This is a genomic window from Pelomonas baiyunensis (genome assembly GCF_043555935.1).
Lineage (GTDB): Bacteria > Pseudomonadota > Gammaproteobacteria > Burkholderiales > Burkholderiaceae_C > Pelomonas > Pelomonas baiyunensis.
In genome coordinates, this window is record NZ_JBIGIB010000001.1 from 1,167,361 (window position 1) to 1,192,434 (window position 25,074).

Annotated in this window: 23 protein-coding genes; 8 read left to right on the plus strand and 15 right to left on the minus strand. The window is 69.1% G+C overall.

The genetic code is table 11. The features are described from left to right. Positions 1-20: 20 nt before the first annotated feature. Positions 21-2,351, minus strand: coding sequence for an ATP-dependent DNA helicase (locus ACG01O_RS05220; protein ID WP_394382012.1), 2,331 nt, complete (start codon positions 2,349-2,351; stop codon positions 21-23). A gap of 87 nt (positions 2,352-2,438) precedes the next feature. On the opposite strand from ACG01O_RS05220, the gene ACG01O_RS05225 reads away from it, so the two are divergent. Then, positions 2,439-2,816, plus strand: coding sequence for a DUF2237 family protein (locus ACG01O_RS05225; RefSeq protein ID WP_394382014.1), 378 nt, complete (start codon positions 2,439-2,441; stop codon positions 2,814-2,816). A gap of 45 nt (positions 2,817-2,861) precedes the next feature. Here the strand turns inward: ACG01O_RS05225 and ACG01O_RS05230 are convergent, their stop codons facing one another. Genes ACG01O_RS05230 through dinB form a run of 3 tightly spaced genes read right to left on the minus strand, consistent with a single transcriptional unit; the run spans position 2,862 to position 6,563 of the window. Continuing rightward, on the minus strand, positions 2,862-4,682 hold the full coding sequence (locus ACG01O_RS05230; protein ID WP_394382016.1) for an amidase: 1,821 nt from the start codon (positions 4,680-4,682) through the stop codon (positions 2,862-2,864). Between the two features lie 26 nt (positions 4,683-4,708). Beyond that, positions 4,709-5,335 carry a flavin reductase family protein gene (locus ACG01O_RS05235; protein WP_394382018.1) on the minus strand — a complete coding sequence of 209 codons (627 nt, stop codon included), beginning with the start codon at positions 5,333-5,335 and terminating at the stop codon, positions 4,709-4,711. Positions 5,336-5,354: 19 nt separating this feature from the next. Next, the gene (gene dinB, locus ACG01O_RS05240; RefSeq protein ID WP_394382020.1) at positions 5,355-6,563 is read right to left on the minus strand and encodes a DNA polymerase IV; all 1,209 of its coding nucleotides are present in this window, start codon (positions 6,561-6,563) and stop codon (positions 5,355-5,357) included. A gap of 104 nt (positions 6,564-6,667) precedes the next feature. On the opposite strand from dinB, the gene ACG01O_RS05245 reads away from it, so the two are divergent. Continuing rightward, complete coding sequence (locus tag ACG01O_RS05245) at positions 6,668-8,065, plus strand: patatin-like phospholipase family protein (RefSeq protein ID WP_394382022.1); 1,398 nt, start codon at positions 6,668-6,670, stop codon at positions 8,063-8,065. An 18-nt stretch (positions 8,066-8,083) separates the two neighbouring features. Here ACG01O_RS05245 and ACG01O_RS05250 read toward each other — a convergent pair whose 3' ends face one another. The 5 genes from ACG01O_RS05250 to ACG01O_RS05270 form a co-directional block, all read right to left on the minus strand. Next, complete coding sequence (locus tag ACG01O_RS05250; RefSeq protein ID WP_394382023.1) at positions 8,084-9,064, minus strand: aldo/keto reductase; 981 nt, start codon at positions 9,062-9,064, stop codon at positions 8,084-8,086. Between the two features lie 70 nt (positions 9,065-9,134). Further along, positions 9,135-10,028 (minus strand): hypothetical protein, encoded by an 894-nt coding sequence (locus tag ACG01O_RS05255; protein WP_394382025.1) that lies wholly within the window; start codon positions 10,026-10,028, stop codon positions 9,135-9,137. Then, on the minus strand, positions 10,025-11,698 hold the full coding sequence (locus tag ACG01O_RS05260) for a PhoH family protein (RefSeq protein ID WP_394382027.1): 1,674 nt from the start codon (positions 11,696-11,698) through the stop codon (positions 10,025-10,027). Before ACG01O_RS05260 ends, ACG01O_RS05255 begins: the two co-directional genes overlap by 4 nt. A 166-nt stretch (positions 11,699-11,864) precedes the next feature. Next, entirely contained in the window at positions 11,865-12,344 is a 480-nt protein-coding gene (locus ACG01O_RS05265) for a peroxiredoxin (protein WP_394382028.1), read from the minus strand. Positions 12,345-12,482: 138 nt separating this feature from the next. Further along, positions 12,483-12,857, minus strand: a complete 375-nt coding sequence (locus ACG01O_RS05270) for an Mth938-like domain-containing protein (protein ID WP_394382030.1) — start codon at positions 12,855-12,857, stop codon at positions 12,483-12,485. Positions 12,858-12,978: 121 nt separating this feature from the next. Here ACG01O_RS05270 and ACG01O_RS05275 point away from each other — a divergent pair, with 121 nt between their 5' ends. Genes ACG01O_RS05275 through speD form a run of 6 tightly spaced genes read left to right on the plus strand, consistent with a single transcriptional unit; the run spans position 12,979 to position 18,786 of the window. Further along, positions 12,979-14,205, plus strand: a complete 1,227-nt coding sequence (locus ACG01O_RS05275; protein ID WP_394382031.1) for a pyridoxal phosphate-dependent aminotransferase — start codon at positions 12,979-12,981, stop codon at positions 14,203-14,205. A 30-nt stretch (positions 14,206-14,235) separates the two neighbouring features. Then, complete coding sequence (locus ACG01O_RS05280) at positions 14,236-15,555, plus strand: homoserine dehydrogenase (protein WP_394382033.1); 1,320 nt, start codon at positions 14,236-14,238, stop codon at positions 15,553-15,555. Between the two features lie 10 nt (positions 15,556-15,565). After that, on the plus strand, positions 15,566-16,957 hold the full coding sequence (gene thrC, locus ACG01O_RS05285; protein ID WP_394382035.1) for a threonine synthase: 1,392 nt from the start codon (positions 15,566-15,568) through the stop codon (positions 16,955-16,957). Beyond that, entirely contained in the window at positions 16,950-18,161 is a 1,212-nt protein-coding gene (locus ACG01O_RS05290) for a molybdopterin molybdotransferase MoeA (RefSeq protein WP_394382037.1), read from the plus strand. The genes thrC and ACG01O_RS05290 overlap by 8 nt, the downstream gene beginning before the upstream one ends. Then, on the plus strand, positions 18,158-18,415 hold the full coding sequence (gene moaD / locus ACG01O_RS05295) for a molybdopterin converting factor subunit 1 (RefSeq protein WP_394382038.1): 258 nt from the start codon (positions 18,158-18,160) through the stop codon (positions 18,413-18,415). Before ACG01O_RS05290 ends, moaD begins: the two co-directional genes overlap by 4 nt. Positions 18,416-18,417: 2 nt before the next feature. Next, entirely contained in the window at positions 18,418-18,786 is a 369-nt protein-coding gene (speD, locus tag ACG01O_RS05300) for an adenosylmethionine decarboxylase (protein WP_394382040.1), read from the plus strand. Positions 18,787-18,796: 10 nt separating this feature from the next. Here the strand turns inward: speD and ACG01O_RS05305 are convergent, their stop codons facing one another. From ACG01O_RS05305 to ACG01O_RS05330, 6 genes are read right to left on the minus strand one after another with little or no spacing between them, the layout of a single operon-like run. Further along, complete coding sequence (locus tag ACG01O_RS05305) at positions 18,797-19,336, minus strand: Lcl domain-containing protein (RefSeq protein WP_394382041.1); 540 nt, start codon at positions 19,334-19,336, stop codon at positions 18,797-18,799. Positions 19,337-19,362: 26 nt separating this feature from the next. Then, positions 19,363-20,025, minus strand: coding sequence for an Lcl C-terminal domain-containing protein (locus ACG01O_RS05310; protein ID WP_394382042.1), 663 nt, complete (start codon positions 20,023-20,025; stop codon positions 19,363-19,365). An 8-nt stretch (positions 20,026-20,033) separates the two neighbouring features. Further along, a complete protein-coding gene (locus ACG01O_RS05315) occupies positions 20,034-21,515 on the minus strand; it encodes a flavin monoamine oxidase family protein (protein WP_394382044.1) in 1,482 nt (493 codons plus the stop codon). 59 nt (positions 21,516-21,574) lie between these two features. Continuing rightward, positions 21,575-23,134, minus strand: coding sequence for a polyamine aminopropyltransferase (locus ACG01O_RS05320; protein ID WP_394382046.1), 1,560 nt, complete (start codon positions 23,132-23,134; stop codon positions 21,575-21,577). Then, positions 23,131-24,192, minus strand: coding sequence for a DUF4424 family protein (locus ACG01O_RS05325; RefSeq protein WP_394382047.1), 1,062 nt, complete (start codon positions 24,190-24,192; stop codon positions 23,131-23,133). Before ACG01O_RS05325 ends, ACG01O_RS05320 begins: the two co-directional genes overlap by 4 nt. Beyond that, positions 24,189-25,052: a TolB family protein gene (locus tag ACG01O_RS05330; RefSeq protein ID WP_394382048.1), complete on the minus strand. Its 864-nt coding sequence runs from the start codon at positions 25,050-25,052 to the stop codon at positions 24,189-24,191. The genes ACG01O_RS05325 and ACG01O_RS05330 overlap by 4 nt, the downstream gene beginning before the upstream one ends. Positions 25,053-25,074: the final 22 nt, after the last annotated feature.

A 25,074-nucleotide genomic window follows, 5' to 3' on the forward strand; every position in this document is an offset into this window, starting at 1 on the left:
CAAAAAAAGTTCAGGTGATGTCAGGTGATGTGCCACCAGGCGGGCAGCAGGGCCTGAACGTCGGGCCGGCGGTAGCGGCGGTCCAGCAGCCACACCCAGCCCCGGTCGTCCACGGAGCGCAGCACCCGGCCGGCCGCCTGCACCACCTTTTGCAGGCCGGGTACGAGGTCGGCGTAGCCGTGGTCGGCCCCGAAGAGCGCGTCCAGCCGCTCGCGCACCTGTTCTTGCAGGGGTGACACCGGCGGCAGGCCCAGCGTTGCAATGAAGGCGCCGATGAGCCGGGTGCCGGGCAGGTCCACCCCTTCGGCAAACGCGCCGCCCAGCACCGCAAACCCAATGCCCCGCCCGCCCGGCACAAAGCGGTCGAGAAAGCCCCGGCGTGCCGCTTCTCCCATGGCGCGGCCTTGGCTCCACTGCGGCAGCTCGGGGTGGCGCAGCGCCAGGCGCTGGGCGGCTTGCTCCAGGTACTCGAAGCTGCTGAAAAACGCGAGGTAGTTGCCCGGGTGCTCGGCGAACTGGCCGGCCAGCAGATCCACCAGGGCGTTCAGCGAGGCCTGGCGGTGCTCGTAGCGGGTGGAGAGCGCGTCGGCCACCTGCACGGTCAGGTGCTCGGGGTTGAAGGGGGCCGGCACGTCCAGCCAGGCGGTGGTGTCGGGCAGGCCCAGCAGCTGGCGCGGGTAGTCCGCCGGGCCCAGCGTGGCCGAAAACAGCGTGACGTGCGCCAGCGTCTCGAACCTTTCTTTCAGAAAGTGCCCTGGCACGATGCAGCGCACCGACAGCAGCAGGTCTTGCGCGGCTTCGTCGTCGGCGCCGTCCAGCAGCGAGAGGTTGGTGGGGCCGTCGGCGGCTGCGGCTTCAGGGGCGGGCCGGCGAGCGCGGCTGCGCTGCAGGTCGCACAGCGCGTGGCGGTCCAACCGGTCCAGCAGGCGCTGCAGGCCCAGGCAGGTGAAATAGAACTGCAGCACCGGCCCCACGTCCAACGGATGGGCCTGCACGTACTCGCCCAAGGCCGCGTTGGCGCGCTGCAGGGCCTCGGCCAGGGCGTCGGGCACGGTGGGCAGGGGCTGGTAGTCGGCCGGTTGCTGGCGCCCGGTGCGCACGAGCTCAGCCGCCAGGCCGCGCAGCGGGCCGCGCAGGCTCACCGGCGCGGCCTGTGCGGCGGCCTGCACCTCGGCCAGGCTCAGGCTGGCGCTGTACATCTCCCGCGTGCGGTCGATCAGGTTGTGCGCTTCGTCCACCAGCAGGGCCAGCTTCCAGCCTTGCGCCAGCGCCAGGCCGTAGAGCTGGCCGTGGGGGTCGAACGCGTGGTGCACATCGCCGACCACCACGTCGGCCCAACGCAGCAGCTCCTGGCCCAGGTAGTAGGGACACACGCCGTGGGCCAGGGCGATGCGGCGCTGGGCGGCGGGGTCCAGCCACGCGGTGGCCACGGCTTCGCTGCGCGCCGCGGGCAGACGGTCATAAAAACCGCTGGCCAGCGGGCAGGCGGCGCCGTGGCAGGCTTTGTCGGGGTGCTCGCAGGCTTGCTCCTTGGCCACCAGGGTCAGCACACGCAGCGGCAGGCCGGGGCAGGTGCGGTGCACGGCCTGCAGGGCATCCATCGCAGCGATGCGGCCGGTGCCCTTGCAGGTCATGTAGCCCAGCTTGTCCAGCCCCTGCGTGGGCATGGCGCGCAGCAGCGGGTACAGCGTGCCCAGCGTCTTGCCAATGCCGGTGGGCGCCTGGGCCAGCAGGCACTGGCTGCGGGCGGCCGCGCGGTACACCGCTTCGGCCAGCAGGCGCTGGCCGGGGCGCAATTCACCCAAGGGGAAGGGCAGGTCCGCCAATGCGGCGTCGCGCGCGCTGCGGTGGGCGGCTTCTTGTGCGGCCCAGGCCTCGAAGGCGCGGCAGCGGGCTTCAAACGCGGCTTGCAAGGCGGCGGCCGTGAGCGTTTGGCGCAGCACGGTTTCGTGCTGGGTGTCGGCGTCCACGTACACCAGGGCCAGTTCCAGTTCGGCCAGGTCCCGGTCAGCCGCCAGCAGCGCGCCGTAGGTTTCCAGCTGGGCCCAGTGCAGGGCGCGGCGGTTGTCAGGCACCAGCTCCAGCGGACCGCGGATGGTTTTGATCTCTTCCAGCCGGTTCACATCGGCCTCGTAACCATCGGCGCGGCCGCGCACCCGCAGGGCGCCCCAGCGGCCTTCCAGCGGCAGCTCGATCTGGTAGCCCGGTGAGCGCCGGGCGTACACGGCCAGCTGCCCGGCCTGGCCCTCCAGCGCGGTGGCGGACGGCGTGAAGCGGCGGTCCAGGTCACCGCATTTGGCGGTGAACTCGCACAGGCTGCGCACCGAGACGGTGTAGGTCCAGTCGCTCATGGCGCGGGGGCGGCAGCCAAGGCCCTGCGGGCCGGCCGGCAGGCGGGCCGCGGCATGATGCAGACGAATTTCACAAGGCCCAGGCGCATGACGGCGATGAATGTACTGGGCACGCCCTTGCAGGCGTGCTCGTTCGACCCCCTGACGGGTTTTTTGCGAGACGGTTGCTGTACGGCCGATGAGCACGACCGCGGCACGCACTTGGTGTGCGCCCGGGTGACGCCGGAGTTTCTGGCCTTCTCCCAAGCCCGCGGCAACGACCTGGTGACGCCGCGCCCGCAGTGGCGCTTTGCCGGCCTGCGCCCCGGCGACCGTTGGTGCCTGTGCGCCAGCCGCTGGCTGGAGGCGCATGACGCGGGCGTGGCACCCCCGGTGGTGCTGGAGGCCACGCACGCGCTCGTGCTGCGCCTGGTTCCGCTGGACACGCTGCGCGCCCACGCGTGGGTGCCGCGCCCCGCCGGCTGAGTTCGGACCTTGGCGGTTGGCGCGCCGGTTGGGTGCGCCGCGGCGTCAGAACCCGGGCGGCCGCTCACCCGCCACGCCTGCCGCACGCTCCAGCGCCAGCCCCACCTGCGCCAGCACGCCTTCTTCGAACAGCCGGCCGATCAGCGTCACGCCGTGCGGCACGCGGCGCGGGGTGGCGAAGCGGGGCACGGGGCGGGCGGGGTCGGGCGCCCAGTCGCTACGGGCCTCTTGCACGGTGGTGAAGCCGGTGCGCAGCGTCAGGCTGGGGTGGCCGGTGTGGTTGGACACGGTGAGCATGTCCTCGCGCAGCGAGGGCACCAGCAGCACGTCCACCTCGGACATCACGCGGGCCATTTCCTGCGCCACGGCGCGGCGCAGTCGGTCGGCCTGAACGAAGTCCACCGCCGACAGGAAGCGCGACATGCGGAAGAAGTTGGGCCAGGCATCGGGCCCCTGCATCTGCAACTGATCGACGCCGTGGCTGAGCGTGAGCTCTTCAAACGCGGCAGCGGCTTCGGCGAACAGGATGAGGTTGAGCCCGTCGCAGGGCCAGTCAGGCCAGCGGATGGGCGTGGGCTGCAGGCCCAGCGAGCGGGCCAGGTCCAGCGCCTGCCGGTCCACGTCGATGGCGGGCGCCTCGTTCATCCAGGCGGGCACGTAGCCCAGCCGCAGCCCCCGCACGGAGGCGCGGGCGTCGAAGCTGAGCTTGGCGGGGCGCGAGGCCGGGTCGCCGGCATCGGGCCCGCTGATGGCATGCAGCACCAGCATTGCGTCTTCCACGCTGCGCGTCATGGGGCCGAGCTTGTCGAGCGACCAGCACAGCGTCATGGCGCCGGTGCGGGCCACGCGGCCGAAGGTGGGGCGCAGGCCGGTGACGCCGCAGCGCATGCTGGGGCTGATGATGCTGCCGCCGGTTTCGCTGCCGATGGCAAAAGCCACCAGGCCCGCCGCGGTGGCCGAGCCCGAACCGGCGCTGGAGCCGGAGGCGCCTTCCTCGGGCAGCCAGGGGTTCATGGTCTGGCCGCCGAACCACACGTCGTTCATGGCCAGCGCGCCGAGGCTGAGCTTCGCAATCAGCACGGCGCCCGCCGCCTGCAGGCGCCGCACCACGGCGCTGTCCTGCGTGGGCACGCGCTGGCGGAAGGGTTCGGCGCCGTAGGTGGTGGGGATGCCGGCGGTGTCCAGCAGGTCCTTCACGCCGTAGGGGATGCCGTGCAGCGGCCCCCGGTAGCGGCCGGCGGCAATCTCGCGGTCGGCTTGCCGGGCCTGGGCCAGAGCGTGGTCGGCCGTGAGGGTGATGACGGCGCGCAGCCGGGCGTCCCGTTGCTGGATGCGGGCGAGGTAGATGCGGGTGAGCCGCTCGGAGCTCAGCGCCCGGGTTTGCAGCCAGCGCGAGAGGTGCGTCACCGGGGCGAAGGCGATGTCGGCGTCGTGCGCGGGCAGCGGCGGCACGGGGCCGGCCGAGCGCACGAAGCGGTTGCGCGACGGGCCCGCGCCGCTGCGGCCCAGGGCTGGGTCCCACTGGCTGGCGGGGGCCAGGGTGTCAGGCAGAGGGAAGCGGCGGGGCGCGTGGCGCCGGTCCATCAGGCCGGCCAGGCTGCTGCTCCAGGTGCGTGCGGCCAGGGCGCGCTCGGCGTCGGTGAGCGTCACGCGCATCAGCTTCTCGGCCTCGGCGAAGGTGGCCGGGGTGATCTCCGGGCCGGTGGCGGGGGCGGTGCCCATCGTGGGCGGAGCGCCGGGCGGCGGGGCGGTGGCCACAGGCGGAGTCTGAGCCTGGGCCTGGGCCTGGGCTTGCATGTGGGCCAGGGCGGTGGCGCTGACGAGGCCAGCGGGCGCTTGGGCGAGGAATCGACGGCGGGAGGACATGGGGCGGGCGTCTCCGTGACAGGGGCTCAAGTCGGGCGGTGCATTTGAAACCGCGCCGCGGGTGCCAGCTCGAAGTAATCGGCCGGGCCGCCGCCGCGCAACACCGGGCGGGCGGCGGCGGTGTCGTAAATGCCGTTCACCAACAGGTGGCGGGCGATGTGCACCTGCACCACTTCGCCCAGCACCAGCCAGGTGGGCACCTCGGCGCCGGCGGCGGTGGTGAGTTGCACGATCTGCGTGACCCGGCACTCGAAGCTCACGGGTGACTCGGCCACGCGGGGCGCGGCGATCTGGCGCGAGGGCAGCGGGGTCAGGCCGGCCAGCGCGAATTCGTCCACGTGCGGCGGCACGGCTGCGCAGCTGGTGTTCATGCGTTCCGCCAAGTCGCGGGTGACGAGGTTCCAACTGAACTCGCCCGTGGCCTCGGCGTTGCGCAGCGTGTCTTTGCGGCCAATGCTGGCAAAGCCCACGATGGGCGGCACGTAATTGAACGCGTTGAAGAAGCTGTAGGGCGCCAGGTTGCGGTGCCCGGCGCCGTCGTGGCTGCCGATCCAGCCGATGGGGCGTGGCCCGACGATGGCGTTGAACGGGTCGTGCGGCAGGCCGTGGCCGTGGCGGGGTTCGTAGCTGTGCAGGTCAAAGGGCGCGGTCATGCGGCGGGCGGCGTGAGGCTCAGAACAGCGGCAGATTCTCCCGTGCAGGCTCTTCCCGGCGCGGTGCTGGGGGTGCTGCGGCGGCCACGTCGCTGGCATGCACCAAGTTGCCCACGCGCACGCCCATCAGGCGCAGGCGCTTGTCGAACTTCACCCGCTTCAGGCACTGGCCCACGGCGCGGCGGATGTCAGCCGCGCTGGACACGGGGGTCTTCAGCGTCTGGTCGCGTGTGACGGTGATGAAGCCCTCGAACCGCAGCTTGATGCCCACGGTCTTGCCCGCGTAGCGCTTGCGGGCCAGGTCGTGCGAGAGCCGCTCGCACAGGTCGTCCATGATCTGGCCGAGCAGGGCGCGGTCGTGCACGGCGTGCAGGTCGCGCTCGAAGGTGGTTTCGCGGCTGACCGACACCGGCTCGCTGTGCGTGACCACGGGCCGCGTGTCCAGCCCATGCGAGGCCTGGTGCAGCCAGTGGCCGTAGCTCTGGCCGAACTGCTCGATCAGCCAGGCCGGGTCGGCCGCGGCCACGTCGCCCACGGTGTGCAGGCCCAGCTTCACCAGCTTGTCGCCCGCCTTCGGGCCGATGCCGTTGACCTTGCGCACCGCCAGCGGCCAGATGCGGGTGGGCAGGTCGTCCATGGTCAGCACGGTGATGCCGTCGGGTTTGTCCAGCTCGCTGGCGATCTTGCTGAGCAGCTTGTTGGGCGTGATGCCGATGGAGCAGGTCAGGCCCGTGGCGCGCCAGACCGAGTTCTTGATCTCCCGCGCCACGGCCTTCACGCCGCCGAGGGGGTCGTGCCCCACGGCGTCGCGCACGCCGGGCACGTCGGTGAGGTCGATGTAGATCTCGTCAATGCCCCGGTCCTCGATGACCGGCGCCACCTCGGCCACGGCGGCCTTGAAGAGGCGCGAGTAGTGGCGGTAGCTGTCAAAGTCGGCCGGTAGCAGGATGGCGTCCGGCGCGCGCAGCGCGGCCTTCATCAAGCCCATGGCGGAGAACACGCCCAGGTCTCGCGCGGCGTAGGTGCTGGTGGTGACGACGCCCCGGCCGGTGTACTGGCGCAGCCGGGCGTAGCGCCAGCTGCCGTCTTCCAGCTGCTGCGGCGCGTCGGCCCGCCGCCCGCCGATGACGACCGCCTCGCCCTTGAGCTGCGGATAGCGCAGCAGCTCGACCGACGCGTAGAACGCGTCCATGTCGAGGTGGGCAATCCAGCGGGGCGGCTGCAGCATGGGCTGGATTGTCTGGCGAGGTACTGACAGCGCCCGGCAGCAGGGCGGCTGGGCACAATGCGCGGCGCTGCTTGCCCCGCCGCGTTTGCCTGGAGCCCCACCCGATGCGTTTGGTGTTGTCGCTTGCCCTTCCCGCTGCCCTGGCACTGCTGCTGTCCGCCTGCGGCACGCCGCCGCTGAACCCGCCGCGCAACCAGCCGGCCATGGCTGACACGCCGGTGCGCCTGCCGCAAACGCTGACCAGCGACACCGTGGTGGCGCTCAGCTTCTCGGGCGGCGGCCTGCGCGCGGCGGCGTTTGCCTACGGCGTGCTGGAGGGGCTGCGCGACCAGCCCTCCAGCGCCGGCCGTTCGCTGCTGGATGAAGTGGGCTTTGTGACCAGCGTGTCCGGCGGCTCGCTGACAGCGGCGTACCTCGGGCTGAAGGGGCCGGAGGGTTTGACGGATTTCCGCGAGCGCGTGCTGCTGCGCGACGGCGAGGCGGGCTTGCGCTTCAGCCTGCTCAACCCGGTGAACCTGGCGCGGGTGCTGGCCGGTGGGCTGAACGACCGCAGCAACCTCAACGACTGGCTGGAGCGCGATGTGTTCCAGGGCGCAACCATGGGCGAGCTGCTGCGCCGGCAGCGCCCGGTGGTGTGGATCAACGCCACCAACACGCAGCACCGGCTGGCGTTCCCGTTCCACGAGCGGGCGTTCGAGGGGCTGTGCAGCGACTTGAGCAGTTATCCCGTGTCAGAAGCGGTGGCGGCGTCGATGGCGGTGCCGCTGTTCTTCGCACCTGTGGTGCTGCAGAAGTTTCCGGACGCCTGCCGGCAGCCCCTGCCGCCGGGCCTGACCAGCGAGCACCAGGGCGAGCGCGACGACCTGCACCGTTTGCGCCTGGCCCTGAAGCGCGCGATGAAAGACTTCCGCGACCCGAAGGCGGGCCGCTACCTGAAGCTGGTGGACGGCGGCGTGACTGACAACCTCGGCCTGGTCAGCATCCTGCAAAGCCGGGTGCTGCTGGACACGCCCTACGGCCCCATCAACGAGTACGACGCGGCCACGATGCGGCGGCTGCTGTTCGTGGTGGTGGATGCGGGGCAGGGGCCCAGCGGCGACTGGGGGCGCGAGGTCAGCGGCCCGTCGGGCGTGGACATTGCCACGGCGGCGGTGGACACGGCGATTGAGAGCACGATGCGCATGAGCTACGCGTATTTCGTGCCCATGATGCGCAACTGGGAGCGCGATCTGGTGGCGTGGCGCTGCTCGCTGCCCGAGGAGCGCAAGGCCGCGCTGCGGCTGTGGAACCCGGAGTGGCGCTGCGAGGACCTGCGCTTCGCGGTGACGCAGCTGAGTTTTGCCGATTTGCCGGCCGGTGATGAGGCGTCGTTGAACGCAATTCCGACGCGGCTGAAGCTGCCGGCGGCGCAGATCGATCAGCTGATCGACGCCGGCCGGCGCGCCGTGAAGCAGGATCGCGGCGTGCAGCGGTTCTCCGAGGCGCAGCAGCGCGGCGAGTGAGGCCGCGCGGCGCGCCGGTCACCAGAGGTGGTGCACCTGCGGCGCGATGCGGCGCTGGTACAGCGCAGCCAGGGCCTGCATCAGCGGGGCGGGCAGGGCGGCGAGGTCGGCCGCGCTGACGTTTTCGTCCACCTGCGCCGGCGTGCGGCCGCCGGGAATGGCGGTGGTGACGGCATCAAACATCAAGATCCAGCGCAGCGCCAGGCGGGCCATGCTCACGCCCTCGGGCAGCAGTTGGCGCAGTTCTTCCACGGCGGCCAGGCCTTGTTCGTAATCGACGCCGGAGAAGGTCTCGCCCTTGTCGAAGGCCTCGCCCTGGCGGTTGAAGCCGCGGTGGTCGTCCGCGCTGAATTGGCTCTGCGCCGTGAACTTGCCGCTGAGCATGCCGCTGGACAGGGGCAGGCGCGCCAGCACGCCCACCTGGGCTGCCTGCGCCGCCGGCAGGAAGGCTTCGGCCGGCCGCTGGCGGAACAGGTTGTAGATGATCTGCACGGACTGCACGCCCGGGTACTTCAAGGCGGCCAGGGCTTCGTCGATGCGCTCGACGCTGACGCCGTAGTGCTGCAGCTTGCCTTCACGCACCAGGTCGTCCAGCGCGCCGAACACCTCGGGCATGCCGTACACCGCGCTGGGCGGGCAGTGCAGTTGCAGCAGCTCGATCGCGTCCGTCTCCAGGTTCTGCAGGCTTCGCTCGATGAAAGGGCGCAGGTCGCGGTAGCCGTCGGCCACGTGCGGGTTCAAGCGGCGGCCGGCCTTGGTGGCGACGTGAAAGCGGTCGCTCGGCCGCTCTTTGCGCAGGCGGGCCAGCAGGCGCTCGCTGTGGCCGTCACCGTAGACGTCAGCCGTGTCGAAGAAGTTCACGCCGCGGTCCAGCGCACGGTGCAACGCTGCCATGGCCGCGGTGTCATCGGTCTGGCCCCAGGTGCCGCCGATGGCCCAGGCGCCGAAGCCGATGGCCGAGATGTTCCAGCCGGTGCGGCCGAGGGGACGGTAGATCATCGTTTGGTCGAGAAGATGCAAGATTGCGCGCAAATGGTAGCGCAATCATTGGCTCGTTCGGGTGATCAACTCATTTCGCGACGACGCAGCGGCTGGGGTCGGTGTCTTCCAGGAGCTGTGGCGGTGCGTAACCCCGTGCTTGCAGCGTGGCGCTGGCCTCGAAATAGGGCAGCGCGCAAGATGGGCGCAGGCCGATGTAATGCAGCGACTCTTGGTAAAGCGGCGTTTGCCGTTTGAGGTACTCGGCCATGCGCTCCCAGTAAGGCGGCGCAATCGTGCCGTCCTTACCTGGCCACAAGGCACCCACGTCATCGCTGTAGTCTGGGATGTTGGACTTGTTGTACTGGCGTACGCCGTCGCGTTTCGCCGGGTCGGCGAGCCAGAAGAACAGGCCGACCCGGAACTGTGCTTTCTCCGGCGCACCCATGCCGGCCAAGCCGCCGCGGCCGGAAAAGCTGGGGCCAAAGCTCGCGCCAGCGTCGACGAGTTCGTTGTAAGCCAGCCCGTCCCCAATCACGAGCAGGGCATCGCAGCCGCAAGTCTCGTAATACGGCATCAGCAGCTTGTTCCAAACACCACTGACCCGGCTGCCGCGCGACATCTCGCTGACCACGGCTTCCGAATAGGCGCGCGCCGCTGCGGGCTCCATCGCGATTCGACGGACCTCGTACCGGCCTTCCAGGTCCAATTCGGCCTTGATTCCTTCGAAGATCGCGTCAGACAGCAGCGGCGCATCGGTGGGGACGTAGATCTGGTTGTCCTTGGACACCTTCATCAACAGGCCGCGCGAAAACACTTCGACACGGGCGCCTGCGGCGACTGCCACGCCCAGGACTTTGGTGCGTTTGGTCAAGTCCGAGTCGTACGCCGGTGCGATGCGGTTTTGGGCATGCACCGCCATGGCAATGAGCGACAGCGCCACGGCGGCACCGTGCCGCATGGCCCACTGGCCGAAGAAGCTCACAGCACCTCCGAGGCAAAGTCCGCCAGGCGCGAGCGTTCGCCGCGCGCCAGCGTGACGTGGCCGCTGTGGGCCCAGCCCTTGAAGCGGTCCACCGCGAAAGTGAGGCCGGAGCTGCCCTCGGTGAGGTAGGGCGTGTCGATCTGCGCGAGGTTGCCCAGGCAGACGATCTTGGTGCCGGGGCCGGCACGGGTGATCAGCGTCTTCATCTGCTTGGGCGTGAGGTTCTGGGCCTCGTCGATGATGACGAACTTGTTCAGGAAGGTGCGCCCGCGCATGAAGTTCAAGCTCTTGATCTTGATCTTGCTGCGCACGAGATCGTTGGTGGCGGCGCGGCCCCACTCGCCGGCCGAGTTGTCGCCCTTGGCCAGCACTTCCAGGTTGTCGTCCAGGGCGCCCATCCAGGGGCCCATCTTTTCTTCCTCGGTGCCGGGCAGGAAGCCGATGTCTTCACCCACCGGCACGGTCACGCGGGTGACGATGATTTCGCTGTAGCGGCGGTCGTCCAGCACCTGCGACAGGCCGGCGGCCAGCGTCATCAGCGTCTTGCCAGTGCCGGCGGTGCCGGTGAGGGTGACGAAGTCGCACTCCGGGTCCATCAGCAGGTTGAGGGCGAAGTTCTGCTCGCGGTTGCGGGCGGTCACGCCCCAGACGGAGTTCTTCTGGTTGCCGTAGTCCTTCAGCGTCTTGAGCACCGCGGTTTTGCCGGTGATCTCGGTGACCTTGGCGTACAGCGGCGTGGCGCCGGGGGCTTCCAGGTACACCAGTTCGTTCACCAGCAGCGTGGGCACCAGCGGCCCGCTGATCCGGTAGAACGTGGTGTTGCCCTGCTGCCAGCTCTCCATGGTTTTGCCGTGCCGCTCCCAGAAGTCAGAGGGCAGGGCCTGGACGCCGGTGTAGAGCAGGTCGGAGTCTTCCAGCGTCTTGTCGTTGCGGTAGTCCTCCGCGGGCAGGCCCAAGGCACGCGCCTTGATGCGCATGTTGATGTCCTTGGAAACCAGCACCACCTCGCGGCCCGGGTGCAGGCCCTTGAGCGCTTGCACCACGCCCAGGATCTGGTTGTCCGCCTTGCCCTGCGGCAGGCCCTGGGGCAGCGGGGTGTCGATCAGCTGGGTCTGGAAGAACAGCTTGCCTTCGGCTTCGCGGTGGCCCGTGCCGGCCAGCGGCAGGCCCTTGCTCATTTCCTCGACGCTGCTGCTTTGCAGGCTGGCGGCGAGTTGGTCGAGCTCGCGGCTGACCTGGCGCACGTTGCGCGCCACTTCGGTCATGCCCTTCTTGTGCCCGTCCAGCTCTTCGAGCGTGATCATGGGCAGGAAGACGTCATGTTCCTCGAAGCGGAACAGCGACATCGGGTCGTGCATCAGCACGTTGGTGTCCAGCACGAAGAGCTTGGCCGGGCCGGTGGCTTTGCGGCTGCGCTTGGGCTTGTCGGCCACGGCGCGTGCGGGCGCCTTGGTGGCGGCCTTGACCGGCAGGCTCGACGCGGGGGCGGTGGGGGTGGGGGTGGGGAGCCTCAGCACCTCGGCCGACGCGGCCACGGCCACCGGGGCGGAAGTTGAAGCGGGTGCCGTCACGGTGGGCTTGGCGCGGGGCTTGCTGGGAGTCAGTTTGGCCGCGTAGGCAGAGTCATCCAGGCGGCTGGCGCGTTGTGCAGGGGGCTTGGGCAGTGGCATGTACGGCAGGGCTGCAGGAAGTGAACCCCACGCGCCGACGCCGCCAGAAAGCAAAAAGCCGCACAGGGTGAGTGCGGCTTTTGAATCTGGAGCGAGGTGGCGACCCGGGGCATGCTTTGATTATGCACACCCGGGAGCCCCCCGAGATGTCAGCGAAAACGGGGGCTCAGGCCGCTTCTTTCTTCAGGCCTTTCACGGCCTTCAGCACTTCGTCCACATGGCCCGCGACCTTGATGCCGCGCCACTCGCCCACCAGGATGCCGGTGGGGCTGATCAGGAACGTGGAGCGCTCGATGCCCTTCACCTTCTTGCCGTACATGATCTTGTTCTTGACCACGCCGAACATGTGGCAGAGCTTCTCTTCGGTGTCGGCGATCAGCTCGAACGGCAGTTCCAGCGCTTGCTTGAACTTCTCGTGCGACGCCATGTTGTCGCGCGACACGCCCAGCACAACTGCGCCAGCCTTCACGAAGTCCTTGTGGCGATCGCGGAATTGCATGGCCTCGGTGGTACAACCCGGTGTGTTGTCTTTCGGATAGAAGTACAGCACGACCGACTTGCCCAGGTAGGTGTTGGCGGTGAACTTCACACCGCCGGTGGCTTGAGCCTCAATTTCCGGCAGGGGTTTGTTGAGCGCAGGCGTCATGGGGGAGTGCGGCAAGTTGGGCTCACGGGGTCCCCGGTTCGTGAAACCGCTGCTGTGCAGCATTTCACGCGGGCGCCCGCAGGCAATAGCTCACGATTATAAAGCCTCCGCCGCCACGCCCGTTGGCGGGGCTGGCGTTCAGCTTTCGATCAGCAGCGCCGCCAGCACGTTTCGGCCCTCGCTGGCCAACACGTTGTAGGTGCGGCAAGCGGCTGCAATGTCCATGACCTCGAAGCCAATGCGGGCCTCCACCAGCCCGCGCCAAAGCGCCGGACTCGGAAAACGCAAGCGCGCGCCGCTGCCGAACACCACCAGCTCCGGTCGTAGCGTCAGGATTGCTTCGAAATCGGCGGGTTGAAGTTCCTCGAAGCGCGAAGGCCTCCACGCATTGACCGGGCCCTTCCAGGGCACCAGCACACTGGCCGTGTGGGGCTGGCCATTCACCCAGACGCCCTGGGTGTCATGGCGGGAAATGCTGTTGCCGCCTTGCGGCTCGTCGAGCTGGAACTTCATGGATGGGAGGCCAAAACGCCGGCCGCGAGTGTCGCGCAGAACCGGCGCCCGAGTGGCGGGGGCTGCTTAAACTCACAGACCGCCCAATGCGGTGCAGCATTTTTCGTCCCTGGAGCCCCCTTTGAAGCCCATCGCCAAGTCCAGCAAGCTCGCCAGCGTCAGCTACGACATCCGTGGCCCGGTGCTCGACAAGGCCCGCCAGATGGAGGAAGAGGGCCAGAAGATCATCAAGCTGAACATCGGCAACACCGCCGTGTTCGGGCTGACGCCGCCCGACGAGATCGTGCAGGACATGATCCGCAACCTGGGCGACGCCGGCGGCTACACCGACAGCAAGGGCCTGTTCGCCCCGCGCAAGGCGGTGGTGCACTACACCCAGCAAAAGGGCATCAAGGGCGTCACGGTCGACGACGTGTACCTGGGCAACGGGGCGTCGGAGCTGATTCAGATGGCGATCAACGCCCTGGTCAACGACGGCGACGAGATCCTCATCCCCAGCCCGGACTTCCCGCTCTACACCGCCGTCGTGGGCCTGTCCGGCGGCCGCCCGGTGCACTACCGCTGCGACGAAGGCGCCGGCTGGCTGCCCGACCTGGCGGACATCGAGTCCAAGATCAGCCCGCGCACCCGCGGCATCATGGTGTGCAACCCGAACAACCCGACGGGCGCGCTGTACCCGAACGATTTGCTGCTGGGCATCATCGAGCTCGCCCGCAAGCACCAGCTCGTCGTCTTCGCAGACGAGATCTACGACAAGACTTTGTACGACGGCCACGTGCACACCAGCATGGCGTCGCTGGCCGATGACGTGCTGTTCATCACTTTCAACGGCCTGTCCAAGAACTACCGCAGCTGCGGCTACCGCGCCGGCTGGATGATCGTCAGCGGCGAAAAGCGCCATGCCCGCGACTACATCGAGGGCCTGAACATGCTGGCCTCGCTGCGCCTGTGCTCTAACACGCCGGGGCAGTTGGCGATCCAGACCGCGCTGGGCGGCCATCAAAGCATTGATGACCTGGTGGCGCCCACCGGCCGCCTGTGCCGCCAGCGCGACTTGGCGTACGAACTGCTGACGCAGATTCCCGGCGTCAGCGTCGTCAAGCCCAAGGCGGCGCTCTACATGTTCCCGCGCCTGGACCCGCAGATGTACCCGATCGGCGACGACCAGCAGTTCGCCTACGAGTTGCTGGCAGAAGAGAAGGTGTTGATCGTCCAGGGCACGGGCTTCAACTGGCCCGAGCATGACCACTTCCGCCTGGTTTTCCTGCCCAATGTGGACGACCTGCGCGAAGCCATCGGCCGCATTGAGCGATTCCTGGCCGGCTACCGCCGCCGCAGTTCCGTCTGATTTCCCGTTGTTGTATCTGAGAGCCTTGCAATGAAGCCCATCCAAGTTGGCCTGATCGGCCTCGGCACCGTCGGTGCCGGCACCTTCAACGTGTTGCAGCGCAACCAGGCCGAGATTCGCGGCCGCGCGGGCCGGGGCATCGAGATTGCAATGGTGGCCGCACGCAATGCCGAGCGCGCCAAGGCCTACCAGGCCATCGTGGGTGACGCCGTGCCCTGCACGGGCGACGCGCAGCAACTGGTGAACAACCCGGCCATCGACATCGTGGTCGAGCTGATCGGTGGCATCGAGCCCGCCCGCACGCTGGTGTTGCAGGCGATTGCGAACGGCAAGCATGTCGTCACCGCCAACAAGGCGCTGCTGGCGCTGCATGGCAGCGAAATCTTTGCCGCGGCGCGTGAGAAGGGCGTGACCGTCGCGTTCGAGGCGGCCGTGGCCGGTGGCATTCCCATCATCAAGGCGCTGCGCGAGGGGCTGACGGCCAACCGCATCGAGTGGATCGCCGGCATCATCAACGGCACCACGAACTTCATCCTGTCGGAAATGCGCGGCAAGGGCCTGGACTTCGCCACCGTGCTGAAGGAAGCCCAGCGCCTGGGCTACGCCGAAGCCGACCCGACGTTCGACATCGAAGGCGTGGACGCCGCCCACAAGCTCACCCTCATGAGCGCCATCGCGTTCGGCGTGCCGGTGCAGTTCGACAAGGCGCACGTGGAGGGCATCTCCAGCCTGCAGGCCACCGACATCAAGTACGCCGAGCAACTGGGCTACCGCATCAAGCTGCTGGGCATCACCCGCCGCCGCGACAACGGCATCGAGCTGCGTGTGCACCCGACGCTGATTCCGGCCAGCCGTCTGATCGCCAATGTCGAAGGCGCGATGAACGCCGTCGTCGTGCAGGCCGATGCGGTGGGCACCACGCTGTACTACGGCAAGGGCGCGGGCGCCGAGCCCACCGCTTCGGCCGTGGTGGCTGACCTGGTGGATGTGACCCGCCTGGCCACCGCCGACCCCGACCACCGCGTGCCGCACCTGGCCTTCCAGCCCGATGCCATCAGCAACACGCCGGTGCTGGGCATGGACGAGGTGCAAACCGCCTTCTACCTGCGCCTGGTGGTGGCCGACCAACCCGGCGTGCTGTCGCGCATCACCACCATCCTGGCTGAGAGCGACATCTCCATCGACGCTGTGCTGCAGCGCGAATCCGCCGACGGCGAGCGCCAGACTGACCTCATCATCCTGACGCACGACACGGTCGAAGGCCGCATGAACAACGCGCTGGCCAAGATGCAGGCGCTGTCCACCGTGCTGGCGCCGATCGTGAAGCTCCGCAAAGAAGAACTCGCCTGAACCCGCAGCCATGAAGTACATCTCCACCCGCGGTGACCAGACCGAGCGCGGCTTCTCCGACATCCTGCTCGAAGGCCTGGCGCCGGACGGCGGCCTGTACCTGCCCAAGGCCTACCCGCAGGTCGACGACGCGACGCTGACCCGTTGGCGCGGCCTGGCGTATGCGGACCTGGCCTTCGAGATCCTGTCGCTCTACATCGACGACATCCCGGCCGACGACCTGCACGCCATCACGCGCAAGGTCTACACCGAGCAAGTGTTCGGCACGAAGGAAATCACCCCGCTGACCTGGCTGGGCGACCACCTGGCGCTGGAGGGGCTGTCCAACGGCCCGACGCTGGCCTTCAAGGACATGGCCATGCAACTGCTCGGCGCCTTGTTCGAGTACGAACTGGGCCGCCGCGGCGAGACGCTCAACATCCTGGGCGCCACCTCGGGCGACACCGGCAGTGCGGCCGAGTACGCGATGCGGGGCAAGAAGGGCGTCAACGTCTTCATGCTCAGCCCCAACGGCCGCATGAGCCCCTTCCAGCAGGCGCAGATGTTCAGCCTGCAGGACGCCAACATCCACAACATCGCCATCGACGGCGTGTTTGACGACTGCCAGGACATCGTCAAGGCCGTGTCGAACGACCTGGCTTTCAAGCGCGAACACCGCATCGGCACGGTCAACTCCATCAACTGGGCGCGTCTGCTGGCGCAGGTGGTGTACTACTTTGCGGGCTACTTCCAGGCCACGAAGAGCAACAGCGAGCAGGTCAGTTTCACCGTGCCGTCAGGCAACTTCGGCAACGTCTGCGCCGGCCATGTGGCACGCATGATGGGCCTGCCGATTGCCAAGTTGGTGGTGGCCACCAACGAGAACGACGTGCTGGACGAGTTCTTCCGCACCGGCGCCTACCGCCCGCGCGGCACGGCCGACACGCACGAAACCTCCAGCCCGTCGATGGACATCTCCAAGGCCAGCAACTTCGAGCGCTTCGTGTTCGACCTGCTCGGCCGCGATGGCGCCCGGGTCAAGGCCGCGTTCACCTCGCCCGCGTTCGAGCTTGCCCCGGCCGAACATGCGGCGATTGCCGGTTTCGGTTTCCAGTCGGGCCGCAGCACCCACGCGGACCGCGTGGCCACCATCCGCCGCTGCCATGCAGAGCACGGCGTCGTCATTGACCCGCACACGGCCGACGGCCTCAAGGTGGCGCTGGAACTGCGCAACCCCGCGGCCAGCATGCTGGTGCTGGAAACGGCGCTGCCGGCCAAATTCGCGGCCACCATTCACGAGGCGCTGGCCATCGAGCCGCCGCGCCCGGCGGGGCTGGAAGGCATCGAGCAACTCCCGAAGCGCGTGAAAGTCATGGCGGCGGATGTGGAAGCCGTGAAGGCCTACATTCACGCCCATGTCTGAAGCACCGAAGAAGCCGAACCTCACCCCGCTCGACGACGCGCTGGCCACGCTGCTGGCGCAAGTTCAGCCGCTCGCTGAAACTGAAACCTTGCCCACCACCGCGGCGCGCGGCCGGGTGCTGGCGCAAGGCCTGATCTCCCCGGTGGACGTGCCGCCGGCCGACAACTCCGCCATGGACGGCTACGCCTTGCGCGCGGCCGAGGTGGGTGGCGCGTTGCCCGTGACGCAACGCATCCCGGCGGGCGGCGTGCCGCAGCCGCTGGCGGCGGGCGAGGCGGCCCGCATCTTCACGGGCGCCCAGGTGCCGCCGGGCGCCGATACCGTCGTCATGCAGGAGCACACCGAGTTGGTGGACGGCCGCGTGCGGGTGACCCAGCCGGTCAAGCCCGGCCAGCATGTGCGGCTGCGGGGCGAGGACGTCAAAACCGGCAGCGTGGTGCTGCCCGCCGGCACGCGGCTGGATGCCGTGGCGCTGGGTTTGGCCGCCACCGCCGGCGCTGCGGCGTTGACGGTGACGCGGCGCCCGCGTGTGGCGCTGTTCTCTACCGGCGACGAACTCGTCATGCCCGGCCAGCCCCTGCCGCCGGGCGCCATCTACAACTCCAACCGCTTCACCCTGCGTGCGCTACTGGAAGGCCTGGGCTGCGAAGTCATTGACCTCGGCATCGTGCCGGATCAACTCGACGCCACCCGGACCGCCCTGCGTGAGGCGGCTTCCAGGGCCGATGTGATCGTCACGTCGGGCGGCGTTTCGGTCGGCGAGGAAGACCACCTCAAGCCCGCCGTGCAGGCGGAAGGTCAACTCGACCTTTGGGCCATCGCCATCAAGCCCGGCAAGCCCTTCGCGTACGGTCGGGTCGGCGCGGCGCATTTCATCGGCCTGCCGGGCAACCCGGTGTCCAGCCTCGTCACCTTCCTGGTGCTGGTGCGGCCCTTCCTGCTGAAGCTGCAGGGCGCCACGCGCCTCGCGCCGCGGGGCTACCTGATTCCTGCCGGGTTCGATTGGCCCAAGCCCGACAAGCGCCGCGAGTTCCTGCGCGTGCGGCTGGATGAGGCCAGCGGCCTGGCCCTGTTCGGCAACCAAAGCAGCGGCGTGCTGACCTCGGCCTTCTGGGCCGATGGCTTGATCGACAACCCAGCGGGCCAGGCGTTTGCGCAGGGCGATGCCGTGCGCTTCATCCCGTTCTCGGAGTTGCTGGCATGACCATCACCGTGAAGCTGCGCTTCTTCGCGTCCCTGCGCGAGCGACTGGGCGAGGCCGACACGCTGGTGCTGCCCGCGGGCTCGACCGTGGGGGCGGCCCGTGATGCACTGATGGCGCGAGGCAGTGCGCATGCCGAGGCGCTGGCGCGTTCGCGGGCGGTCCGCGCGGCGGTCAACCAGAAGATGGCCGCAGAGACGGCCTCGCTGGCCGACGGCGACGAACTCGCCTTCTTCCCGCCCGTGACCGGCGGTTGACGGTGCAGGGGCTGCATCTCACAGCCGACCTGCGCGGCGTCGACCCGGCGCTCGCGCCGATGACCGATCCGACCGCGCTTGGCGCGCTGTGCCGCGACGCGGTCCAAACGGCCGGCCTGAGCGGCGTGGCAGACCTGATGCACCGTTTTGGCCCGGCCTACGGCCAGAGCGGTATCACCGGCGTGGTGCTGCTGGCCGAGTCGCACCTGGCCGTGCACACCTGGCCGGAGCTCGGCGCCGTGACGCTGGACGTGTACGTCTGCAACTACGGGGCGGACAACAGTGCCAAGGCCCAAGCATTGCTGGACCAACTGGTGGCGGCCTTCGCGCCGCAGGCGGTTCAGCGGCAGGCCTTGCAGCGCGGCAGCTGAAGGCTCGACCTCAGTGCTCGCCGGCCGCGGCGGCGCGCACGAGGCGTAGCACGGCGCGCTCCTGCACCAACTTCGGTGCGGCCTCGCCTTGCAGCGAATCCACTCGCCACCGCTCGCCACCCTCGCCGATCGGGGTGGCCGTGTGCGTCGGATAGGTGCGCCCCGTCCAGTTTTTGTCTTCCGGGCCCGGCATGGCAAAGGGAGGAAAGGCCATTGGTTCCAGCGCATGGCAGCAGCGGCGGTCGTCGATGAGGCTGGAAAGTTCTCGGACCGTGGGCAGCCGCCAGCGCTCGGAGGGGGTGGACAGCCGTTGCGCCGTCTGCTCCGCCCAACGGGTGTGAAGCCAATCGGGCGTGCCCGTGCAGGCCGCAGTGCCGGCCGCGTCGACGCTGAAACGCGTGCCCACCGGGCAACGCTGCCACACGAGGCCGAGTTGGCGGTCCAGCACCAACCATGGCGTGGCCGTCAGCGGCTGAAACCGGGACTCGACCCGTGACAGCCAAAGGTCGAGCCCCAGCATGCCTGCGCCCGCCAGCAGCAGGACGGTCACACCCCACAGTCCTCGGCGCAGCCAGTTCACCACCAGTACCCTCGGCCCAGCGCCTGGCAGGTGCCGTCGCGCACGGCCAGCGCGGCGCGGCGTGCGGTGGTTTCTGTGGCGAACACCCGGCCCGACGGCAGATTGACGGTCAGCCGGCTCTGCGACGCCACGCCCGAGGTGCTGACAGAGCGCAGTTCGGTCTCACGTGCGGTCCAGACACTTTGGGAGCCGTTGGCCAGTCCGGGCAACCCGGGCAGCGTGTCGTGCTCGGCGCTTTCGTAGTCCACCAGGCCCTGCAGCTCGCGGCGTTCCGGCAGGCGCCAGTTGGCGTGCCCGCAGAGTTGGCGCGCGTTGGCTCGGTGGGCGTAGGTTGTGGCTTCGTCAGCCGTGAGTTGCTCTTGCAGGTCCGCGGGCGCCCAGACCAGGCCCGTGGCGCGGTCGATCACGCAGCGGTCGGGTCGCACCTGCCACCGCGGGCCAGCGGTGGCAGGCGTCGCGCGCCACGCGGCGCTTTCGGTGACCGAGGCGATACCGCGCCGCGCCCACGCCGCGGCGCTGGCGGCGCTGTGCCAGCAGCGCGGTTGGGCGAATTGAGCCTGGAGCAGTGGGTCCAGGCCCTCCAGCGGAGCGCCGCACGCGGCACCAGCGGCACACGCCAGAAGGATCAGCCCGCGTCGAAGGCAGCGAGGTTGGCGCATGGCGGGCTTCAGAGGCTGAGTCGCTGTGAGGCGAGGCGGCCTGCGGTGTACGCCTCCTCGAAGACCGAATAGCCGGCCAGGTCGCTGTGGGCGAATACCACGCGGCCCCGCGTGTCGTTCAATGCCGCCAGCGCAGGTGACCCGCGCAGGCCGGGCACCGGAATGCTCATCGCGTGGCCGAAACGGCACAGGTCGATGCGCTCGACCTTGGCGGGCAGGTCGGGGTGCGTGCCGGCGAGGTCGTCCATGACGACCCGGGCCCAGTGCTGCCACGGCTGGCTGAGCAGGGCGCCTCGCTGCGCCTCGGGCAGGGCGACATAGGCCGTCAGCAGTGGCGCTCGGGGTGTCGGGTCCAGGGCCTGGTGGCGGGCGTCCACGTAGCCCAGTGCCATCGAGCCGTAGCGCACGTTGTCCCAGGCTGGTGGCGCGCCGGGGCGCTGCAGCAGGGGCTCGCGCAACTGGAGGTTGGCGGTGAGCCAGGGGGCGTGGGGCTGCGTCAGCCCGCGCAGGGCCTCGGGCGGCGAGGCCAGCAGGCGCGCCGAGATGAACAGCGGCGTGGCCATGACGACGGCCCGGGCGACCCAGCGCTCCGGCGCCTGCGTCGCTTCGTTCCAGGCCACCACGTCCACGCCATGTCGACCCTCGCTCACCCGAAGCACGGTCCGGCCCAGGTGGATGCAATCACGCAAGGGCGCGGCGATGCGGGCCGCGAGCCAGCCGTTGCCTTCGGGCCAGGTGAGCACGGGTTCGCGCTCGGCGGTTTCGTCACCGGGCGCATGAAAGCCGTGACGGCTGGCGAAGTAGTGCAGGCCGGCCCAGGCCGACACGGTCGCGGCGTCCGCGCCGAAGTCGTCGCGGCAGCAGTAGTCGAGGTACCAGCGTAGGCGGGGGGCGTCCAGGCCGTCGTTGTCGAGCATGGTGGCGAACGTCTGGCCATCCAGGGCGTCGTGGTAGGCCGTCCAGGGGGCACGGCGGCTCGGCATCGCAAAACCCATGTTGCGCTGCGCATCGTCGACAAGCTGGCTGAAACGCCGGTACTGCGCCAGTGCAGACGGCGTTTCCGCCGGTGGCAGCAGCCCCTCATGCCACTGGCCGTCGATGAACAGCCGCTCCTGCGGGCTGTGGCACAGGTGGCGCTCGTCCCACTCGGTGCGGCCCAGGTGCTGGCGGGCGAGGCCCAGGTCGTGCAGCAGCTCGTTCACTTCGCGGGCCTGCGCGCCGGGCAGTGGCAGGTAGTGGGCGCCCAGCGGGCAGGGCAGGCCGCCCAGGGTGTGGCCGCGGCTGTTGCCGCCGGCCTGGTCTTCCAGGTCCAGCAGTGCGAGGTCGTCCACGCCGCGCTGCGTGAGGGCACGGGCGCAGGCCAGGCCGGCGATGCCGCTGCCCACGATCAGCACGTGGGTCTTGCGCACCGGGCCATCGCCCGTGGGCGGCAGGGTGCCCCGCAGCCGGTGGCCGCGCTCGGGGTGGGTGCCCACCCATCCGCCTTGCAATGCGGGTGCCTCCTGCCGGCACCCCGCCAACGCACCCAGGGCCAGCAGCGTGCGCCGCCTCAATGCACGGCTCCCCATTCCTCTTCGAAGGTCTGCACCAGCACTTGGTTGGACAGGCGGTTCACCTCGGTGGGCACGCGGGCCATGTCGGGCGGAAAGTCCAGCAGCGCGGGCAGGCTGTTGGGGCTGACGAAGCGCAGCCTCGGCGGGAACTGCGTCGGCAGCCGGAATGGCCGCCGCGACGCCAGCACGAAGCCCCATTCGCCGAAGCTGGGCACATGGGCGTGGTAGGGCGTGGTGGTGAGGCCGGTGGCTTCGACGGTCGTGACGACGGTCCAGAAGCTGCGCCGCGCAATCAACGGCGAGGTGGTCTGCACCACGGCGTAGCCGCCGGCGCTCAGGTGCTGGTCCACCAGCTCGTAGAAGCTGGCGGTGTAGAGCTTGCCCAGCGCGAAGTTGGAGGGGTCGGGGAAGTCGATGACGATGACGTCGAACACCTCGCGCTGCTGCTCCAGCCAGCCGAAGGCGTCGGCGTTGACGATGCGCAGCTTCGGGCTGGACAGCGAATGCGCGTTGAGCGCCGCGAGCTTGGGCGTGTCGCGGAACAGCGTGGTCATCAGCGGGTCCAGCTCCACCAGGGTGACCTGTTCGACGCTGGGGTGCTTGAGGATCTCCCGCACCGCCATGCCGTCGCCGCCGCCCAGCACCAGCACACGCTTCGGGGCGCCGTGGGCGGCCATGGCCGGCTGCACCAGGGCTTCGTGGTACCGGTATTCGTCTTTGGAATGGAATTGCAGGTTGCCGTTCAGGAAGAGCCGCGTGCCGGCCCGGCCGTCGGTCACCACGATGCGCTGGTACGGGCTGCTCTGCTTGTAGACGATGTGCTCGCCGTAGAAACGGTCTTCGGCCCAGGTGGTGAGGTGGTCGGCACCCAGCAGCGCGGCCAGCAGCAGCCCGGCCGACAGCGCACAGGCCGCCGTGTGCGCATGCCGCGCGCGCAGCTCCGCCCGGAACAGCCACAGCGCCCACACCGCCACGCCCACGTTCAACAGCCCGAACGCCACGCCGGTGCGCACCAGGCCCAGGTGGGGCACCAGCACCAGCGGGAAGGCCAGGGCCACCAGCAGCGCGCCGAGGTAGTCGAACGTCAACACCTGCGAGACCAGGTCTTTCAGGCCGTAGCGCGCGCTGAAGTGGCGCTTGAGGATGCGCATGACCAGCGGAATCTCCAACCCCACCAGCGTTCCCACCAGCAGCACCAGCGCGTACAGCAGCACGCGGAACGCCGCGGCCTCGCCCGGCGGCAGCAGGCTGTGCACCGCGAACAGCGCCGCCGGCATCAGCCCGCCCACCACGCCCACCAGCAACTCCACCTGCAGGAACACGGCCACCAGTTGCCGCTCCACAAAGCGCGAGAGCCACGACCCCAGCCCCATGGCGAAAAGGTAGACGCCGATGACGGTGGAGAACTGCAGCACCGAGTCACCGAGCAGATAACTCGCCAGCGCGCCGGCCGCCAGCTCGTAGACCAGGCCGCAAGCGGCGATGACGAAGACGCTGGCGAGCAGCAGCAGCTCGGCCAGCGAGGCGCGCGAGGGCGTTGGTTGGCTTGAAGTCATCGGGGCGCGAGCGCTGGTTTGGAGAAGTCCCGGCCGACGTCGATGAAGTAGACCAACAGGCTGTCCTGGGGCACGAAATCGCGATGCTTGAAGCTGATCTGCCGCGGCCCGTTCCGCACCGCCTTGCCAGGGAAACAAAGCGAAATCAGCTGCTCCGGTCGCTCCTTGGTAATGACCAGCTCGAAATCCACGATGGGACCTTTCCAGTTGCGTCCCGTGCCTAGCACGTACTCGACGCTCCGGATATCGATGTCGATCGATCCGTGCTTGTTGGGGTCATCGTCCTTGTCGACGCCCTTCATCGCGATGCGAGCGGCTGCCGCCAGCAAGCTCTCGTCCAGGCAGGCATGCTGGGCCAGCTCATCGTCTGCGGCGATTGCTTGGCGGACCTCGGGTCGACGGATGCCACTCAGTTGGTGTGCCCCCGCCTTGGCCGCGTACTCGTGCGTGACGCGAAGGGGCTGCCGGGCGGGAAAGACCTGCTGCCAGTACAGAGTCTCCTGGATCGTCCATCCGGCGCCGAAGGAGCAGGCCTCGCACAGTGCTTCCAGCTTGCGCTTCTGTGCGGCGGTGTAGTCGCACTGGATGACGAAGCTGTTCTTGGGCGCTTCGACATACCGGCATGCGCCGGCGCCTCCGAAGATCTCCTGCTCGCTCAGACCGTAGGTCCGAAGCTCGGTGGTGACATCCCGATCGCCCACCAAGGCCCGCCGTTCCCGTCTTGACGCGACCTGCACCCCTTCGACCCATGTCGCGAAGTCTTCGAGGGGCTGCACGGTGTCACTGCCGCTGATCCCGAAGTAGGCCGGATACGGAGGCATCGGAAAGGCCAGCGTTTCCGAGGCGGGAGTCTCAGCCTCGTTCAGGAAGACGTAGTCGACCTTCACCCGGCGCGGGGAGAGTTCAAGACGCTCCTTGAGCATGCGGATGTCGCTGCTCTTGACAGGCACGATCCCCCCGCCGACCGCGCGCACCAGGGTGTCGTTGGCCTCGACCTTGGCGACTGCCAAGCCCAAAGAGGTCGCGACCAGCATGGTCGCCAGGTGGCGGCGGATCACGGCTTGGGTGCGGTCAGCGTCACCGAGAACGCGAGCCGCTTGCCGTCCGGGCTGGCGGTGAGGTTGCGGATGTTGCCGTTCACGCCGGGCAGTTCAGCCAGCGGCTCGAAGCGCGCGCCGGGCTTGCCGCTCCAGCGCAGCACCAGGGCGCCGCGCGCCATCAGCACGGAGCCGTCCGGCAGGGCGGCGAAGTACTGGCTGCGGTTGGGGTCCTTCACGCCGTCAGGGCCGACCGGCGTTTCAACCAGCACCTGCGGTGTGGTTTCGCCCTCGCCCTGGGCGCACAGCTGCCAGTGCTCGGGGTCGGTCTGATCGACGTACAGCGCACGCCGGCCATCGGCGCTGCGGCCGAGCGAGCGGCCGGGCTTGTCGGTCAGTGGCGTCGATTTGCCGGTGCTGCGGTTGAAGAGCACGGCGCGGTGCGCGTTGCGTTCGGCCACATCGTCCACGATGAAGAGGGCCAGGCGCTCGCCGTCCACCCAGGCGTGGTAGCCCACACGCATCACGGGCACGACCGGCGCAATCTCTTGGCCATCCCAGCCGAAGCGCCACAGCGACGGCTGCTTGCTCTCGATACCGTAGGCCGGGTCGGCCTCCACCACGCGGACGGCGGAGAAGCCGCTGCCGTCGGGCAGCGGGGTGGGTGAGTAGAGGTTGTGCGGGGTGGCCGTCAGGGCCGTGGTGGCCCCGCTGGCGAGGTCGTATCGGTAGACGTTGTTGGAGCCGGTGCGGTCGGACGCGAACAGCACGGCCTGGCCGTCTCGCGTGAACGAGGGCTGGAAGTTGGCGCCCTTGACCGGCGTGATGTTGGTGACCTCGCTCACTTGCCCGGTTGCGCCGTTCAGACGCGCGGTGAACACAGCAATGTCCGGCCGTGCGTCA

Bases quoted from the DNA above. Each gene is read 5' to 3' on its own strand.
- ACG01O_RS05310 (WP_394382042.1), bottom strand. From the start codon at position 20,025: ATGCGCCAACCTCGCTGCCTTCGACGCGGGCTGATCCTTCTGGCGTGT.
- ACG01O_RS05235 (WP_394382018.1), bottom strand. From the start codon at position 5,335: ATGACCGCGCCCTTTGACCTGCACAGCTACGAACCCCGCCACGGCCAC.
- ACG01O_RS05225 (WP_394382014.1), top strand. From the start codon at position 2,439: ATGACGGCGATGAATGTACTGGGCACGCCCTTGCAGGCGTGCTCGTTC.
- ACG01O_RS05250 (WP_394382023.1), bottom strand. From the start codon at position 9,064: ATGATCTACCGTCCCCTCGGCCGCACCGGCTGGAACATCTCGGCCATC.
- dinB (WP_394382020.1), bottom strand. From the start codon at position 6,563: ATGCTGCAGCCGCCCCGCTGGATTGCCCACCTCGACATGGACGCGTTC.
- thrC (WP_394382035.1), top strand. From the start codon at position 15,566: ATGAAGTACATCTCCACCCGCGGTGACCAGACCGAGCGCGGCTTCTCC.
- moaD (WP_394382038.1), top strand. From the start codon at position 18,158: ATGACCATCACCGTGAAGCTGCGCTTCTTCGCGTCCCTGCGCGAGCGA.
- ACG01O_RS05220 (WP_394382012.1), bottom strand. From the start codon at position 2,351: ATGAGCGACTGGACCTACACCGTCTCGGTGCGCAGCCTGTGCGAGTTC.
- ACG01O_RS05290 (WP_394382037.1), top strand. From the start codon at position 16,950: ATGTCTGAAGCACCGAAGAAGCCGAACCTCACCCCGCTCGACGACGCG.
- ACG01O_RS05270 (WP_394382030.1), bottom strand. From the start codon at position 12,857: ATGAAGTTCCAGCTCGACGAGCCGCAAGGCGGCAACAGCATTTCCCGC.
- ACG01O_RS05245 (WP_394382022.1), top strand. From the start codon at position 6,668: ATGCGTTTGGTGTTGTCGCTTGCCCTTCCCGCTGCCCTGGCACTGCTG.
- ACG01O_RS05320 (WP_394382046.1), bottom strand. From the start codon at position 23,134: ATGACTTCAAGCCAACCAACGCCCTCGCGCGCCTCGCTGGCCGAGCTG.
- ACG01O_RS05230 (WP_394382016.1), bottom strand. From the start codon at position 4,682: ATGTCCTCCCGCCGTCGATTCCTCGCCCAAGCGCCCGCTGGCCTCGTC.
- ACG01O_RS05280 (WP_394382033.1), top strand. From the start codon at position 14,236: ATGAAGCCCATCCAAGTTGGCCTGATCGGCCTCGGCACCGTCGGTGCC.
- ACG01O_RS05265 (WP_394382028.1), bottom strand. From the start codon at position 12,344: ATGACGCCTGCGCTCAACAAACCCCTGCCGGAAATTGAGGCTCAAGCC.
- ACG01O_RS05260 (WP_394382027.1), bottom strand. From the start codon at position 11,698: ATGCCACTGCCCAAGCCCCCTGCACAACGCGCCAGCCGCCTGGATGAC.